Below are 15,843 nucleotides of genomic sequence, written 5' to 3' on the forward strand. Positions count from 1 at the left end.
CGGCGCCGTCGCGATGAACTACCAATGGAACTGGAACATCTTCCGGGAGATGTCGCCGGACGGCGTGCAAACGTACTGGGAGACGCTGTTTTCCGGCCTGGCCTGGACGATGGCGACATCGCTGGCAGGCTGGGTGATCGCGCTGGCGCTGGGCTTCGCCGTTGGCGCCATGCGCACCTTGCCCAACCGCTGGCTGCGGATGGTGGGCACCGCCTACGTCGAGCTATTCCGCAACGTGCCACTGCTGGTGCAGATGTTCCTGTGGTTCTTCGTGATGCCGGAGTTGCTGCCAAAGGCCGGCGGCGACTGGCTCAAGTCCCTGCCCAACGCGCCCTTCGTGACGGCGGTGCTGTGCCTCGGCTTCTTCACGTCGGCGCGGGTGGCGGTGCAGGTCACCGCCGGCATCGAGGCACTGGCCGGTGGTCAGCGCCTGGCCGCGCTGGCGCTGGGCCTCGATCTGCCGCAGGCCTACCGCTTCGTGCTGCTGCCGCTGGCGGTGCGCATGATCGTGCCGCCGCTGACCAGCGAATTCCTCAACATCAGCAAGAACAGCTCCGTGGCGCTGACCATCGGCTTGATGGAGCTGACCGCCAGCGCCCGCGCGATCCAGGAGTTTTCCTTCCAGGTGTTTGAAGCCTTCACCGCCGCCACGCTGATATATGTGGTGGTCAACCTGGTGGTGATCGCCGCCATGCGCTGGCTGGAGCAGCGCCTCGCGCTGCCCGGCACATTGGGAGGCCGCTGATGTTCGCCCAGTTCGACTTCAGCGTCATCGCCAACTCCTGGATCTACCTGTTCCAGGTCGGCATGGCGTTCACCCTGGAGCTGACGGTGCTGTCGATGATCGGCGGCGTGGCGCTGGGCACCTTGCTGGCGCTGGGGCGCATGTCCAGCTTCAAGCCGCTGGCGCTGGTGGCCGCCGCCTACGTCAACCTGATACGCGCGGTGCCGCTGGTGCTGGTGATCTTCTGGTTCTATTTCCTGGTGCCGTACATGGCTGCATGGGTGATCGGTGCGCAGGAGCCCGTCAAGGTCGGCACGTTCTGGTCGGCGCTGATCACGTTCACCTTGTTCCAGGCGGCGTACTACTGCGAGATCATGCGCGGCGGCATACAGGCGATCCCGCGCGGGCAGGTGCTGGCGGCGCAGGCGTTGGGATTGCGCTACTGGCAGACGATGGGACGGATCGTGCTGCCGCAGGCCTTCCGCAACATGCTGCCGGTGCTGCTGACGCAGACCATTGTGTTGTTTCAGGACGTGTCGCTGGTCTACGTGCTGTCGGTACCGGACTTCGTCGGCGCCGCCAGCAAGGTGGCGCAGCGCGACGGCCGCCTGGTGGAAATGTACACCTTTGTGGCGCTGGTTTACTTCGTTCTGTGCTGCCTGTTGTCGTGGCTCGCGCGGCAGCTACACAAGCGTGTGGCGATCGTGCGCTGAGTAATCCTTCAGCGCGGCCTGCATGAAGTCGATGAACAGCCGCACGCGCGACGGGATCAGGCGCGATTCGATGATCGCGTGGACCGGCGCCGGCCAGACGTCCCATTCGGGCAGCACGCGCTTCAGCGAGTCACGTAAGGCGTCGTCGCGCATCTCCGGCCCCGCCGAGATGGCGACGCCTACGCCGAGCGTCGCCAAGGTGCGGCACATGCTGACGTTGTTGGCACAATAGCGGCCGGAGACGTCGACCGTGGTGGTTTGTTTTCCGGACGTTAGCGTCCACCGCGATTGCTTTCCCGATGCCGCCTGGATCACGCACTGGTGGTGTGCCAGGTCTTGCGGGTGATTTAGTGGCGGGGCATCGCGCAGGTACTCCGGCGCGGCGAACAGATAGCGCGGCAGCAGCCCGATCTGCCTGGAGATCAATGTGGACGGCGTCGGTGGCGGCGTGCCAATGCGGATCGCGCAGTCGAAACCGTCCGCCACCAGGTCGATGCGGCGCGGTGTCAGATCCATTTCGAAATCGATTAGCGGATACAGCTCGCCGAAGCGCCTGATCGCCGGTGCGAGATAGCTGATCGCCAGGTCGACCGGCATCGATACCCTGAGAAGGCCGCTGGGCCGCTCGGCCAGTTCCATCAGCGATTCGTGCGCGATGCGGGCCTCGGCGACGATGCCCTGGCAGCGCCGGAAGTACGCCTGGCCCGCTTCCGTCAATTCCACTTTACGGGTGGAGCGGTGAAACAGGCGCACGCCGATTTCCTTTTCCAGATCGGAGATGCGGCGCGAAAGCGTCGAATTGGGCATGTCCAATTGCTCGGCGGCGCGACGGAAGCCCTTGGCGTTCGCCACCGCCACAAACAACTCCATACTCGCCAGCAGTGTCATTGCGATTGCTCCATCTGTGGATCAGTGATTTCATTCTAAGCTATTTATCCACAGGGTGAAACAATGGATGATGGCTTCATTGTCATCCACTTCCCGAGGAACCTGAAATGAACCAGCTCTCCACCGCAATCAAGATCGGCCCTTACGACCTCCGCAACCGCATCTTCATGGCGCCGATGACCCGCTCGCGCGCCAACGACGCCGACGGCGTCCAGTCCGACCTGGCCGTCACCTACTACCGCCAGCGCGCCGGCGCGGGCCTGATCATCACCGAAGGCACTTTTCCGAGCGCGATGGGCAAGGGCTATGTCGCCACGCCCGGCATTTACAGCGATGCCCAGGTCGAGGCCTGGAAGCGCGTCACCGACGCGGTCCACGCCGAGGGCGGACGGATCTTCCTGCAGTTGATGCACACCGGCCGCATCTCCCATCCGTCGATGCTGCCGCAAGGCGCGCTGCCGGTGGCGCCGTCGGCGATCAAGGCGGCCGGCCAGGCGTACACGATGTCCGGCATGGCCGATTTCGTTACGCCGCGCGCGCTGGAGACGGCGGAAGTGGCGGGCGTGGTGGACGAGTACCGCATGGCGACGCGCCGCGCGCTGGAAGCGGGCTTCGATGGCGTCGAGCTGCACGCGGCGTCGGGCTATTTGCCGGAGCAGTTTCTGTCGTCCGGCACCAACCTGCGCACAGACCAATATGGCGGCTCGATAGCGAACCGCGCGCGCTTCATCCTGGAGGTATTGCAAGCGATGGTCGTGGAGGCGGGAGCGGACCGCGTCGGCATCAAGATCTCGCCCGAGATGGGTTTTAATGACATCGTCGACGCGAACCCGGTCGAGACCTACACCTATCTGGTGGGCCAGTTGGCGCATTTGAAGCTGGCCTACCTGCATGTGGCGCTGTTCAAAGCGAACTACGATTACCACGCCGCGTTGAAGCCGTTGTTCGGCGGCGTCTATCTGCTCGGTGGTGGCCAAAGCCGTGAATCCGGCGAGCAGCGCATCGCCGCCGGTGAGGCCGATGCGGTGGCCTATGGCAGCACCTTCCTGGCCAACCCCGATCTGCCGCGCCGCTTCGAACTGAATGCTCCGCTCAACGCACCGAATCCCGCACTGTTCTACGTTCCAGGTCCACAAGGGTATATCGACTATCCGGCGCTCGATGATGAACGTGCCAATCGCGCGCTGCGCGTCCATGCATATGGCGGCCCGGAGGTTTTGGGATGGGACGAGGTGCCGGTGCCGCAGCCAGGGGACGGCGAGGTGCTGGTGCGGGTGACCGCCGCCGGTGTCAACGGCCTCGATTGGAAGATTCGCGACGGCTTGGTGCAGGACGCTTTTCCATTGCCGTTGCCCGCCACGCTGGGGATTGAGCTGGCCGGCGAGGTTGCCGCTGTCGGTGCGGGCGTCGAAAACTACGCCATCGGCGACCGGGTACACGGCGCGCTCGGTGCGTTGGGCGCATATGTCGACCATGTGGTGGTCGGGGCCGCCAAGCTGGCGCGGATTCCAGCGGCCATCGACGACGCCACGGCCGCCGCCATCCCGGTCGCATCGCTGACGGCCTGGCAGTCGCTGTTCGAAGCGGGCCAGCTTGAGCGCGGCGAGACGGTGCTGATTCACGGCGGCGCCGGCGCGATCGGCAGTTTAGCGGTGCAGTTCGCGAAGCAGGCCGGCGCCCGGGTGGTGACCACCGCGCGCAGCCGCAATGCCGATCTGCTGCGCCGCCTTGGCGCCGACGAGGTGATCGACTATCAGGTCGTCCGGTTTGAGGAAGTCGCCAAGGACATCGACCTGGTGCTCGACTTTGTCGGCGGCGAGACCTTGGCCCGGTCCTGGCAAGTGCTGTCGCCGAAGGGCCGCATTTTCACCACTGCGGCGCCGGAGATCGCCGCGCAATTGTCGGAGGGAAGGCGCGGCGGCTGGTTCCGCATGCGTGCGGACGGCGCCCAGTTGGCCGAGATCACGGCCAAAGTCGCCGCTGGCGACCTCACCGTGGTGATCGACGAAGTCGTGACGGTGGAGCAGGCAGGCGAAGCCATCGAACGCAACAAGCAAGGCCACGGCGCCGGCAAGACCGTGATCCGGTTCTAAAAAACTGCGGGGTCAAGTCTGACATTCGGACACGGCCTGAGCGCTAATATGATGGCAAAATATCATTTCTAGCGTTAGCAGTGGTGGGCTGTAGATGGGGTCGTGTCCGAATGTCAGACTTGACCCCGGCGTTCTGGATGCGGGAGCTGCCCGGCAACAGGTAAAATGGCGGTATCCGCATTTTGATAGCCAGAAAGCCCGCCGCCATGTCCGACTTCGAAAACACCCCCGACAGCATCACCATCGCCCGTCCAGACGACTGGCACCTGCACCTGCGCGACGGCGCAACCCTGGCCAGCGTGCTGCCGCACAGCGCGCGCCAGTTCGCCCGCGCCATCGTGATGCCCAACCTGAAGCCGCCCGTGACCACCACCGCCGCCGCCGAAGCCTATCGCAGCCGCATCATGGCCGCGCTGCCGGAAGGCATGAAGTTTGAGCCGCTGATGACGCTCTACCTGACCAACAACACGCCGCCCGACGAAATCCTGCGCGCGCAGGAGAGCGGCATCGTGCACGCCGTCAAACTGTACCCGGCCGGCGCCACCACCAATTCCGACGCCGGCGTGACCGACCTGTCGAACTGCTATAAAACGCTGGAGATGATGCAGGAAGTCGGCATGCCGTTCCTGGTGCACGGCGAAGTGACGGACCAGGACATCGACCTGTTCGACCGCGAGGCCGTCTTCATCGAACGCGTCATGCGACCGCTGCGCCGCGATTTCCCGGCGCTGAACATCGTCTTTGAACATATCACCACCAAGCACGCCGCCCAGTACGTGGCCGAAGCCGAAGGCCCGATCGCCGCGACCATCACCGCGCATCACCTGCTGTACAACCGTAACGACATCTTCAAGGGCGGCATCCGTCCCCACTATTACTGCCTGCCGGTCCTCAAGCGCGAAGAACACCGCCTGGCGCTGGTTACCGCCGCCACCAGCGGCGACGAGCGCTTCTTCCTCGGCACCGACTCGGCGCCGCACGCGCAGGGCGCCAAGGAAGCGGCCTGCGGCTGCGCCGGTTGCTACACCGCGCTGCACGCCATGGAACTGTATACCGAGGCGTTCGAACGCGCCGGCGCGTTGGACAAGCTGGAAGCCTTTGCCAGCTTCAACGGCCCGGCCTTCTACAACCTGCCGCGCAACACCGACACCATCACCCTCAAACGCGAGCAGTGGACCTTGCCCGAAACGCTGCCGATGGCCGACCAGCAGGTGGTGCCGCTCAACGCCGGTGAAACCATCAACTGGAAAATGGTATAAGCAGTGCTGCAATCGATCGACTTGTCGCGCCCCTGGTATGAGTCGGTACGGGGCGCGGCCGGCAAGCTGGTAGCGGACGTTCATTTCAGGGACGCCTTCAGCGCGCAAGCCGCCGCGCTGGGCCTGCGCAATCATCTCGGCTTGCCGCTCTCCTTCGTGCCGCAGGAGGCGCTGCCCGACGGCACCGCGTACGAAACCTTCATCGGCGCCACCGGTGGCGTGCCCACACGCGATAATCTCCACGACTTCTTTAACGGCCTGGTATGGCTTAGCTTCCCGCTGATCAAAGTGCGGCTGAATGCCTTGCAGGCCGCGCAGATCGCGCAGGACGGCATTGGCAAATCGCGCGGCCCGGCGCGCGACGCCGCCACCATCTTCGACGAGAACGCGGCGCTGCTGGTGGTGCGCGATGGCGACAGTGGTCATCGCCTGACCGAGGCGCTGCGCGAGCATCGCTGGCACGACGCCTTCGTCGGCCAGCGCGCCAGCTTCGGTCCGGACGCGCAGGTGTGGCTGTTCGGTCACGCGCTGATGGAGAAGTTGGTTGCACCTCGCAAGGCAATCACCGCCCACACGCGGGTGGTGGTGGCGGGCGACGATTTCTTCACGATGGAGCACGACGCCCGGCGCGCGTGGTTGGACCGCAAAGTGGCGCGGGAGCTGGAGGACAACGCCCTCAGCACGGCCGACTTCACGCCGATGCAAGCGCTGGGCGTGCCCGGATGGTGGCCAGACCAGGACGAAGCCTTCTATGCGGATGCAACGGTGTTCCGTGCCAAACGCCCAGTCGCAGTAAAATAACATCTCGACATCACAACCAACATCGCCGCCGACGCGGCAGAAAGATCACGCCATGACGCAGGTAATTCGCTGGGGCATACTCGGAACGGGCAAAATCGCCAAGGCCTTCGCCACCGCTTTGCAGGACACGCCCGGCGCAAAACTGGCGGCCATAGGTTCGCGCTCCGTAGATAGCGCTACCAAATTCGGCGCGGAGTTCGGCGCCGAGCGTTTCCACGGCAGCTACCAGGCGCTGGCCGACGATCCGGAGGTCGATGTCATCTACATCGGCACCCCGCATCCCATGCACCACGAGAACGCGCTGATGTGCCTTAACGGCGGCAAGGCGGTGCTGGTGGAGAAGTCGTTCACGATGAACCGCCGCCAGGCCGAGGACATCATCGCGCTGGCGCGCGAGAAAAAACTGTTCGTCATGGAGGCGATGTGGACCCGCTTTATGCCGGCCGTGGTAGAGGCCAAGCGCATCGTCGACAGCGGCGAGATCGGCAAGCCGGCGCACGTCACCGCCGATTTCGGCTTCACGTCCGACGCGGGGCCGGAACACCGCCTGTTCAATCCTGAACTGGGCGGCGGCGCGCTGCTGGACTTGGGCATCTACCCGCTGTCGATGTCGTCGTTCTTCCTCGGCACGGTCACCGGGGTGAAGGCGCAGGCCGAGATGGCGCCTACCGGCGTCGATATGCAGACTGCGTTCACGCTCACGCACGAAGGCGGCGGCGTGTCGGCCTGCGCGTGCAGCCTGCGTTCGCGCACGCCGACCGAGCTGACGATCTCCGGCACCAAGGGCTTTGTGCGCCTGAGCGACCGTTTTCATAATACCGAAACCATCACCGTCACCCTGGTCGATGGCGCCTCGCGCAGCGAGCGCACCATGACGATCGCGCGCAGCGGCAACGGCTACACCCACGAAGCGCAGGAAGTGGGCCGCTGCATCCGCGAAGGCCTGATCGAAAGCCCGGTCATGCCGCACGCGGAAACGCTCAACATCATGGGCACGCTGGACTCGATCCGCCAGCAAATCGGCCTGCGCTACAGCGCCGACAACTAATAGTTCGAGCGCGGTTGGCGCGAACTGGTTAAAATCGACAGATGTCGTTTCGATAATCGGGAAAACCATGTTCGTCGCCAGCCGCGCACCCTCGCTCAAAACCGTGTTGATCGCCACCGGCGTCGTCCTGACCTTGGCGATGGGCGTGCGCCACGGCTTCGGCTTCTGGATGCAGCCGATCTCCCAGGCCAACGGCTGGACGCGCGAGACCTATTCGCTGGCGCAGGCCTTGCAGAACCTGATGTGGGGCGCCTTCGGCCCGTTCGCCGGCATGGCGGCGGACCGCTTCGGCACCATGCGTGTGGTGCTGGTTGGCGCGCTCAGTTATGCGGCGGGCCTGGTCTGGATGGCGGTGGTGACCGATCCGACGATGTTCGTCATCGGCACCGGGGTGCTGATCGGCCTTGGACTGTCCTGCACCGCGTTCGGCGCCGTCAGCGGCATCATCGGCCGCGTGGCGCCGGCCGAAAAGCGCTCGTGGGCCTTCGGCATCTCCGGCGCCGCCAGTTCGTTCGGCCAGTTCCTGATGATGCCGGTCGAGCAGCAGCTGATCTCCGCGATCGGCTGGCAAAACGCCTTCTATGTGCTGGCCGCGCTGGTGCTGCTGCTGATGATACCGATGACCTTTTATCTGCGCGAGCCGGCGGCCGACCATGGCCACGGTCCTCAGCAAAGCATCCGCGAGGCGATGGGCGAGGCGCTTCGCAACCGTTCCTTCCTGTTCCTGGTGGCGGGGTATTTTGTTTGCGGCTTCCAGGTGGTGTTCATCGGCGTGCACCTGCCGGCCTATTTGAAGGACAAGGGAATTGGTGATCCAAGCGTGGCGGTGATGGCGCTGGCGCTGATTGGCTTGTTTAATATCGTCGGCTCCTATTACGCGGGTAAATTGGGTGGACGCTTGCCGAAGCGGTATTTGCTGTCGTCGATTTACTTCACGCGGTCGGTCGTGATCTCGCTGTTCCTGCTGGCGCCTTTGACGCCGTTTTCGGTGTACGTGTTCGCGGCGGCGATGGGGTTGATCTGGCTGTCGACGGTGCCGCTGACGAACGGGATCATCGCGGGGATTTTCGGCGTCAAGCATATGTCGATGCTGGCCGGCGTGGTGTTCTTCTCGCACCAGGTGGGCAGCTTCCTGGGCGTGTGGATGGGCGGGTTCCTGTTCGCCAAGCAGGGTAGTTATGACATCGTCTGGGGAATATCGATTGCGCTGGGCGTCATGGCGGGGCTGATCAATCTGCCGATCAACGAGCGGCCGGTGGTGCGCAGCGTGTTGAAGGCGGCGTAGCGATGAAAACGTGGGCGCTTCGGGGGGCGGCTGTTGTGGTGGTGGCGCTGGTGTTCATGGCGTATCTGCAGCCGGAGTTCGTGGTCGACCTGGCGAACCGCTTTTACATGTGCTTTTGACGTGTGAAGGTCGAGTCCGTGTAGAAATGGTGGACCTGACCCCGGATTAGACTTTGAGAAACTCTTCGCGGCCGCCCAGCCAGCGGGCCAGGTGCGCTTCCACCGTGGCGGCTTTTTCGGCGCTGTCGGCGTGCAGCAGGTCGTGCGCGACGTCGCGCGCCTGATCCACCAGCCAGCCGTCCGTCTCCAGATCCGCGAACCGCAGCATCGCTTGCCCCGATTGCCGCGCGCCGAGGAATTCGCCCGGGCCGCGTATCTCCAGGTCGCGCCGGGCGATCTCGAAGCCGTCGGTCGTTTCTCGCATCGTCATCAGCCGCTGCTTGGCGACGCCGCCCAGCGGGCTTTGATACAGCAGCAGACACACGCTGGCCGCCGAACCCCGCCCCACGCGCCCGCGCAGCTGGTGCAGCTGCGACAGCCCGAATCGTTCCGCGTGCTCGATCACCATCAGCGAGGCGTTCGGCACGTCGACGCCCACTTCGATCACCGTCGTCGCCACCAGCACTTGCATGTCGTTGGCGATGAACGATTCCATCACCGCCTGCTTTTCCGCCGGCTTCAGGCGCCCGTGCACCAGGCCCACGCTCAGATCCGGCAATGCTTCGGCCAGCAGCGCGTGAGTGTCGGTCGCCGTTTGCAGTTGCAGCGCTTCCGATTCTTCGATCAGCGGGCAGACCCAGTAAATCTGCCGGCCTTCCAGCGCCGCCGCGTGCACCCGTTCGATCACTTCGTCGCGCCGGTTCTGGTCGATCGCGCGCGTGACGATCGGGCTGCGCCCCGGTGGCAGCTCGTCGATGACCGATACTTCCAGGTCGGCGTAGTAGGTCATTGCCAACGTGCGCGGGATCGGCGTGGCCGACATCATCAGCTGGTGCGGGATGGCGCCTTCGTTGCCCTTATTGCGCAAGGTGAGCCGCTGGCCGACGCCGAAGCGGTGCTGCTCGTCGACGATCACCAGCCCCAGATTGGCGAAGATCACCGCTTCCTGGATCAGCGCGTGCGTGCCGATCACCAGTTGCGCTTCGCCCGATTCGATCAGTTCATACGCGGCCAGCTTGTCCTTTTTCTTCAGGCTGCCCGTCAGCCACGCGACCTTGACGCCCAACGGCTCCATCCACGCGGCGATCTTGCGGAAGTGCTGGTCGGCGAGGATTTCGGTCGGCGCCATCAGCGCTGCCTGGAAGCCGCTGTCGATCGCTTGCGCGGCCGCCAGCGCGGACACCACCGTCTTGCCGCTGCCGACGTCGCCCTGCAACAGCCGCTGCATCGGATACGGGTGGCGCAGGTCGGCGCGGATTTCGTTAAGCACGCGCTGCTGCGCGCCGGTCAGCTTGAACGGCAGCGCGGCCTGGAAGCGCTCCGACAGCGCGCCGACCACCTTGAGCGCGGCGGCGCCCTTGGAGCGGCGCGCGCGTTGTGCGCGTTTCAGCGACAGCTGCTGCGCCAGCAGTTCGTCGAACTTTACGCGGGTCCACGCGGGATGTGAGCGATCCGCGAGCGCGTGCTCGTCCACCTGTTGCGGCGGATAGTGCAGCAGCCGGACCGCCGGTTCGAAGTCCGACAGCTGCATCTCGGCGCGCAGTTCGGCCGGCAGAGTGTCGGTCCAGTCGACCCGTTTCATGGCGTCGCCGATGGCGCGCCGCAGGATCGGCTGCGACAGGCCTTCGCCCGACGGATACACTGGCGTCAGGGAGGTCGGCAGCGGGGCGCCTTCGTTGATGACCTTATAGGCCGGATGCACCATCTCGGCGCCGAAGAAGCCGTGCTTGAGCTCCCCGCGCGCGCGCACCCGCGTGCCTTCGGCCAGCTGCTTGACCTGGCTGCCGTAGAAGTTCATGAAGCGCAGTTGCAGGTCGCCCGTTTCGTCGGCGATGTGCACCAGCAGCTGCTTGCGCGGCTTGTAGCTGATTTCGTTCTTGACCACCACGCCCTCGACCTGCGAGGTGTCGCCGCCGTGCAGGCGCGCTTCTTCGATGGTGATGACCTGGGTTTCGTCCTCGTAGCGCATCGGCAGGTGCAGCACCAGATCCATGTCCGTGTGCAGGCCGAGCTTGGCCAGCTTGGCTTCGGGGCTGACGGGCTTCCTGGCAGGTTTTGAAGCGGGCTTTGACGCGGGCTTTGATGGAATCACAGGCATATTCGGGCGTTTTTCGGGCACTAGCGTAAAATAGAGGGTTGCCCGTGACAAATCAATGGCAATAACGCCGGTATTGTAAGGCTACCCACATGATGTGGCGTAGCCGATTTTCCTCAACAGTTTCCAGAAGTCCGCAAAATGTACTCGCTTTCCGATTTCGATTTTAACCTGCCGCAAGAGCGTATTGCGCAATTCCCGCTGCCGGACCGCAGTGCCTCCCGCCTGCTGCACCTGGACGGCGAGACCATCGTCGACCGTCAGTTCGCCGATATCGTCGGCCTGCTGCAGGCCGGCGACCTGCTGGTGATGAACGATACCCGCGTGCTGAAGGCGCGTTTCTTCGGCGTCAAGGAAAGCGGCGGCAAGATCGAGGCGCTGGTCGAGCGCGTGCTCGACGACCGCACCGTGCTGGCCCAGCTGCGCGCTTCCAAGTCGCCCGGCCCCGGCGTCAAGATCCGCCTGGCCGACGCCTTCGATGTCACCGTCGGCGAGCGCGCCGGCGAATTCTTCACCTTGCATTTCGACGCCGACGTGTTCGAGCTGATCGAGGCGCACGGCCGCCTGCCGCTGCCGCCCTATATCGAGCACGACGCCGATTCCTTCGACGAGACGCGCTACCAGACCGTGTTCAACAAGGTGCCGGGCGCCGTCGCCGCGCCGACCGCCGGCCTGCATTTCGACGAAAAGCTGCTTGCCGAGCTCAAAGCCAAGGGCGTCAACTTCGCCTATGTGACCCTGCACGTGGGCGCCGGCACTTTCCAGCCGGTGCGCGCCGAGGTGTTGTCCGAGCACAAGATGCACACCGAGTGGTACACCATGCCGCAGGAAACCGTGGACGCGGTGCGCGCGACCCGCGCCGCCGGGCGCGACGTGGTGGCCGTGGGCACCACCAGCCTGCGGGCGCTGGAGTCGGCCTCGCAGGGCGGCCAGCTGGAGGCCGGCAGCGCCGACACCGCGCTGTTCATCACGCCAGGCTACCAGTTCAAGACGGTCACGCGCCTGATCACCAATTTCCACCTGCCCAAGTCGACGCTGCTGATGCTGGTGTCGGCCTTCGCCGGTTTTGAACCGATCCGCGCGGCCTACGCCCACGCGATCGCCAATGAATACCGCTTCTTCAGCTATGGCGACGCCATGCTGCTGACGACGCAAGCCCGAGCATAATAAGGAATCTTCAATGTTGGAATTTACGCTACACAAGACCGATAGCAGCGGCCTGACCAAGGCCCGCCGCGGCGAAGTGAAACTGAACCACGGCGTGGTGCAGACCCCGATCTTCATGCCGGTCGGCACCTACGGCTCGGTCAAGGCGATGTCGCCGCTGGAGTTGAAGGAAATAGACGCCCAGATCATCCTGGGCAATACCTTCCACCTGTGGCTGCGCCCGGGCAACGATGTCATCTCCAAGTTCGGCGGCCTGCACGACTTCATGGCATGGGACAAGCCGATCCTGACCGATTCCGGCGGCTTCCAGGTGTTTTCGCTGGGCGCGATGCGCAAGATCACGGAAGAGGGCGTCCATTTCAATTCGCCGATCAACGGCGACAAGCTGTTCCTGTCGCCGGAAGTGTCGATGCAGGTGCAGCGCGTGCTCAATTCCGACATCGTCATGCAGTTCGACGAGTGCACGCCGTATGAAATCGACAACCGCCCGGCCACCCTTGACGAGGCGGCGAAGTCGATGCGCATGTCCTTGCGCTGGGCGCAACGGTCGAATGACGAGTTCCATCGCGGCGAAAACCCGAACGCGCTGTTCGGCATCGTCCAGGGCGGCATGTTCGAGAACCTGCGCGACGAGTCGCTGGCCGGCCTCGAAGAGATCGATTTCCCGGGGCTGGCCATCGGCGGCCTGTCGGTCGGCGAGCCGAAGGAGGACATGATGCGCATCCTGGCGCACGTCGGCCCGAGGTTGCCGGCCAACAAGCCGCACTACCTGATGGGCGTGGGCACGCCGGAGGACCTGGTGGCGGGCGTGTCGAACGGCGTCGACATGTTCGATTGCGTCATGCCCACCCGGAATGCCCGCAACGGCTGGCTGTTCACCCGCTTTGGCGACATCAAGATCAAGAACGCGCGGTACAAGGATGACAAGGAGCCGCTCGACAGCACCTGCTCGTGCTACGCCTGCCGCAACTTCTCGCGCGCCTACCTGCACCACCTGAACCGCACCCAGGAAATCCTCGGCGCGCGCCTGAACACCATCCACAACCTGCACTACTACCTGGACATCATGCGCCAGATGCGCGAGGCGCTGGATGACGACCGTTTCCACGCCTGGACCCTGCAATTCCACGCGGAGCGGGCGCGCGGCATCTAATTGTTTTAACAACTGTTGCAAGTCTTGTAAAAAGAATTCAACCACCCATATACCCGGAAGTCCTTTCGGCTTCCGGCCAATGCTAGAATACAGCGCTGTTTTTTCAAACTATTATCGGAGTCACCTGTGTTTATATCCAATGCGTATGCCCAAAATCCACTCGACGCCCTCGGCGCGACCGGCGGCTTCCTGGGCCAGTACGGTTTTCTGATTCTGATGTTCGTGGCGATGTACTTCCTGATGATTCGTCCCCAGCAGAAGCGCGCCAAGGAACAAAAGGCCATGATGGAAGCACTGGCCAAGGGTGACGAAGTGGTCACCGCCGGCGGCGTCCTCGGTCGCATCTCGAAGATTTCCGATTTGTACATCACGCTGGAAATCTCCAGCGGCGCCGAACTGGTGGTGCAAAAGAATTCCGTGACCATGGTCCTGCCGAAAGGCACGCTCAAGGCGCTGTAACCGGCCCCGGCCCCGGCCCGCTTGTCCCAGGATAAGCGGGCCGTATTGCATCCGACGCCTAACCCTGATCGTTGAACAATATGAATCGCTATCCCGTCTGGAAATACATCCTCATTGCCGTCTCCATCCTGCTGGGTGCGCTGTACGCCGCGCCCAACTACTTCGGCGAATCGCCGGCGGTGCAGGTGACGAGCGGCAAATCGACGCTCAAGCTGACGTCGGACATGATCGCCAAGGTCGATGACGTGCTGACCCGGGAAAAAATCCCGCACAGCGAGCTGACCTTCGACGGCACCGGCACCTACGCTTCAGTGCGCGTGCGCTTCCCCGATCCGGACACCCAGTTCCGCGCCAAGGCCCTGCTGGAAAAAGGCTTGAACGCCGACCCGGCCGATCCGGCGTATTTGGTCGCGCTGAACCTGCAGCCGGACACGCCGAAATGGATGCAGGCGCTGCGCGCGGCGCCGATGCACCTGGGCCTGGACTTGCGCGGCGGCGTGCACTTCCTGATGCAGGTCGACACCAAGGCCGTGCTGGCCAAGCGTGTGCAAGGCATGCAGGCGTCGGCCCGCAGCCTGCTGCGCGACAAGAACGTGCGCCACGCCGGCATCGAGCGCGTCGGCGACACCGTCGTCATCAACTTCCGCGACGACGCCACCCGCCAGAAGGCCAAGGCCGTGCTGGGCGACCAGCTGGCCGACGTGGCGTTTGCCGACACCGGCGCCGACACCGACCTGAAGACCGTCATGAGCATGAAGCCGGCGGCCATCAAGCGCACCACGGATGAAGGCGTCAAGCAAAACATCGCGACGCTGTCCAAGCGCGTCAACGAGCTGGGCGTGGCCGAGCCGCTGATCCAGCAGCAGGGCCCGGACCGCATCATCGTCCAATTGCCCGGCGTGCAGGACGTGGCGCGCGCGCGCGCCGTCATCGGCCGCACCGCCACCCTGGAAATCCGCCTGGTCGACGAATCGATCACCCCGGGCACGGAACTGACGTCGTCGATTCCGCTGAACTCGGAACTGTTCACCGTCGGCAAAGGCGTGCCGGTCGTGCTGAGCAAGGACGTGATCCTGACCGGCGACTACATCTCCAGCGCCACCGCGCGCCAGGACCAGAACGGCCAGCCTGCCGTGAGCATCGACCTCAACGGCGACGGCGGCCGCCGCATGCGCGACGCCACCCGCGACCGCATCGGCAAGAAAATGTCGATCGTGCTGTTTGAAAAAGGCAAGCCGGAAGTGCTGTCGGTCGCCACCATCCAGGCCGAACTGGGCAGCAGCTTCCAGATCACCGGCATGGGCACGCTGGAGAATTCGGCCGAGCTGGCGCTGCTGCTGCGCTCGGGCGCGCTGGCCGCGCCGATGGAAGTGATCGAGGAACGCACCATCGGGCCGCAACTGGGCGCCGAGAACGTGGACAAGGGCCGCCATTCGACGATGTACGGCTTTGCCGCCGTGGCCGTGTTCATGATCGTCTACTACATGATGTTCGGCCTGTTCAGCGTGTTCGCGCTGGCGTGCAACCTGTTGCTGCTGGTAGCCTTGTTGTCGCTGTTGGGTGTGACCTTGACGCTGCCGGGCATGGCCGCTATCGCGCTCGCGCTCGGTATGGCGATCGACTCGAACGTGCTGATCAACGAGCGGGTGCGGGAAGAGCTGCGCGCCGGCGCCTCGCCGCAGTCCGCCATCTCGGCCGGCTTCGACCACGCGTGGGCGACGATTATCGACTCCAACGTTACCACCCTGATCGTCGGCCTGGCGTTGCTGGTGTTCGGTTCCGGTCCGATCCGCGGTTTCGCCGTGGTGCACACGCTCGGCATCCTGACCTCGATGTTCTCCGCCGTGTTCATCATGCGTGGCGTGGTCAACCTCTGGTACGGCCGCAAGAAGAAGCTGCAATCGATCGCCATCGGCACCATCTGGCGGCCGGACAACGCGGTCGACGCGACGGTCGGCGGCAAGGTCGCCAAGCGTCCCGACACCAAATAATTCGAGGCA

At 64.3% G+C, this 15,843-nt stretch carries 13 protein-coding genes; 11 read left to right on the plus strand and 2 right to left on the minus strand.

The features are described 5' to 3' along the window. Window positions 1-13 precede the first annotated feature (13 nt). Both AC0IYS_RS02710 and AC0IYS_RS02715 read left to right on the plus strand, forming a co-directional pair. Window positions 14-745, plus strand: coding sequence for an amino acid ABC transporter permease (locus AC0IYS_RS02710; protein WP_471703721.1), 732 nt, complete (start codon window positions 14-16; stop codon window positions 743-745). Further along, window positions 745-1,437 carry an amino acid ABC transporter permease gene (locus AC0IYS_RS02715; RefSeq protein ID WP_471703722.1) on the plus strand — a complete coding sequence of 231 codons (693 nt, stop codon included), beginning with the start codon at window positions 745-747 and terminating at the stop codon, window positions 1,435-1,437. Before AC0IYS_RS02710 ends, AC0IYS_RS02715 begins: the two co-directional genes overlap by 1 nt. Here the strand turns inward: AC0IYS_RS02715 and AC0IYS_RS02720 are convergent. Then, window positions 1,408-2,325, minus strand: coding sequence for a LysR family transcriptional regulator (locus AC0IYS_RS02720; protein ID WP_471703723.1), 918 nt, complete (start codon window positions 2,323-2,325; stop codon window positions 1,408-1,410). The two genes, AC0IYS_RS02715 and AC0IYS_RS02720, sit on opposite strands and share 30 nt — an antisense overlap. A gap of 107 nt (window positions 2,326-2,432) precedes the next feature. Here AC0IYS_RS02720 and AC0IYS_RS02725 point away from each other — a divergent pair, with 107 nt between their 5' ends. From AC0IYS_RS02725 to AC0IYS_RS02745, 5 genes are all read left to right on the plus strand, one after another. Then, complete coding sequence (locus AC0IYS_RS02725) at window positions 2,433-4,418, plus strand: oxidoreductase (protein ID WP_471703724.1); 1,986 nt, start codon at window positions 2,433-2,435, stop codon at window positions 4,416-4,418. 206 nt (window positions 4,419-4,624) lie between these two features. Beyond that, entirely contained in the window at window positions 4,625-5,677 is a 1,053-nt protein-coding gene (gene pyrC, locus AC0IYS_RS02730) for a dihydroorotase (protein ID WP_471703725.1), read from the plus strand. A 3-nt stretch (window positions 5,678-5,680) separates the two neighbouring features. Then, window positions 5,681-6,478 carry a DUF3025 domain-containing protein gene (locus AC0IYS_RS02735; RefSeq protein WP_471703726.1) on the plus strand — a complete coding sequence of 266 codons (798 nt, stop codon included), beginning with the start codon at window positions 5,681-5,683 and terminating at the stop codon, window positions 6,476-6,478. Window positions 6,479-6,530: 52 nt separating this feature from the next. Then, a complete protein-coding gene (locus tag AC0IYS_RS02740) occupies window positions 6,531-7,526 on the plus strand; it encodes a Gfo/Idh/MocA family protein (protein ID WP_471703727.1) in 996 nt (331 codons plus the stop codon). Between the two features lie 67 nt (window positions 7,527-7,593). Further along, window positions 7,594-8,811 carry an MFS transporter gene (locus AC0IYS_RS02745; protein ID WP_471703728.1) on the plus strand — a complete coding sequence of 406 codons (1,218 nt, stop codon included), beginning with the start codon at window positions 7,594-7,596 and terminating at the stop codon, window positions 8,809-8,811. A 165-nt stretch (window positions 8,812-8,976) separates the two neighbouring features. Here the strand turns inward: AC0IYS_RS02745 and recG are convergent, their stop codons facing one another. Next, on the minus strand, window positions 8,977-11,067 hold the full coding sequence (recG, locus tag AC0IYS_RS02750) for an ATP-dependent DNA helicase RecG (RefSeq protein ID WP_471703729.1): 2,091 nt from the start codon (window positions 11,065-11,067) through the stop codon (window positions 8,977-8,979). Window positions 11,068-11,205: 138 nt separating this feature from the next. On the opposite strand from recG, the gene queA reads away from it, so the two are divergent. The 4 genes from queA to secD all read left to right on the plus strand — a co-directional run bounded on the left by queA (window position 11,206) and on the right by secD (window position 15,834). Continuing rightward, window positions 11,206-12,231 carry a tRNA preQ1(34) S-adenosylmethionine ribosyltransferase-isomerase QueA gene (gene queA / locus AC0IYS_RS02755; protein ID WP_471703730.1) on the plus strand — a complete coding sequence of 342 codons (1,026 nt, stop codon included), beginning with the start codon at window positions 11,206-11,208 and terminating at the stop codon, window positions 12,229-12,231. Between the two features lie 13 nt (window positions 12,232-12,244). Next, entirely contained in the window at window positions 12,245-13,384 is a 1,140-nt protein-coding gene (gene tgt, locus AC0IYS_RS02760) for a tRNA guanosine(34) transglycosylase Tgt (protein WP_471703731.1), read from the plus strand. A gap of 126 nt (window positions 13,385-13,510) precedes the next feature. Continuing rightward, on the plus strand, window positions 13,511-13,843 hold the full coding sequence (yajC, locus tag AC0IYS_RS02765) for a preprotein translocase subunit YajC (protein WP_090324870.1): 333 nt from the start codon (window positions 13,511-13,513) through the stop codon (window positions 13,841-13,843). A gap of 80 nt (window positions 13,844-13,923) precedes the next feature. Further along, window positions 13,924-15,834, plus strand: coding sequence for a protein translocase subunit SecD (gene secD / locus AC0IYS_RS02770; RefSeq protein WP_471703732.1), 1,911 nt, complete (start codon window positions 13,924-13,926; stop codon window positions 15,832-15,834). The last annotated feature ends 9 nt before the right edge of the window (window positions 15,835-15,843 follow it).

Source organism: Duganella sp. AC237, assembly GCF_979254035.1.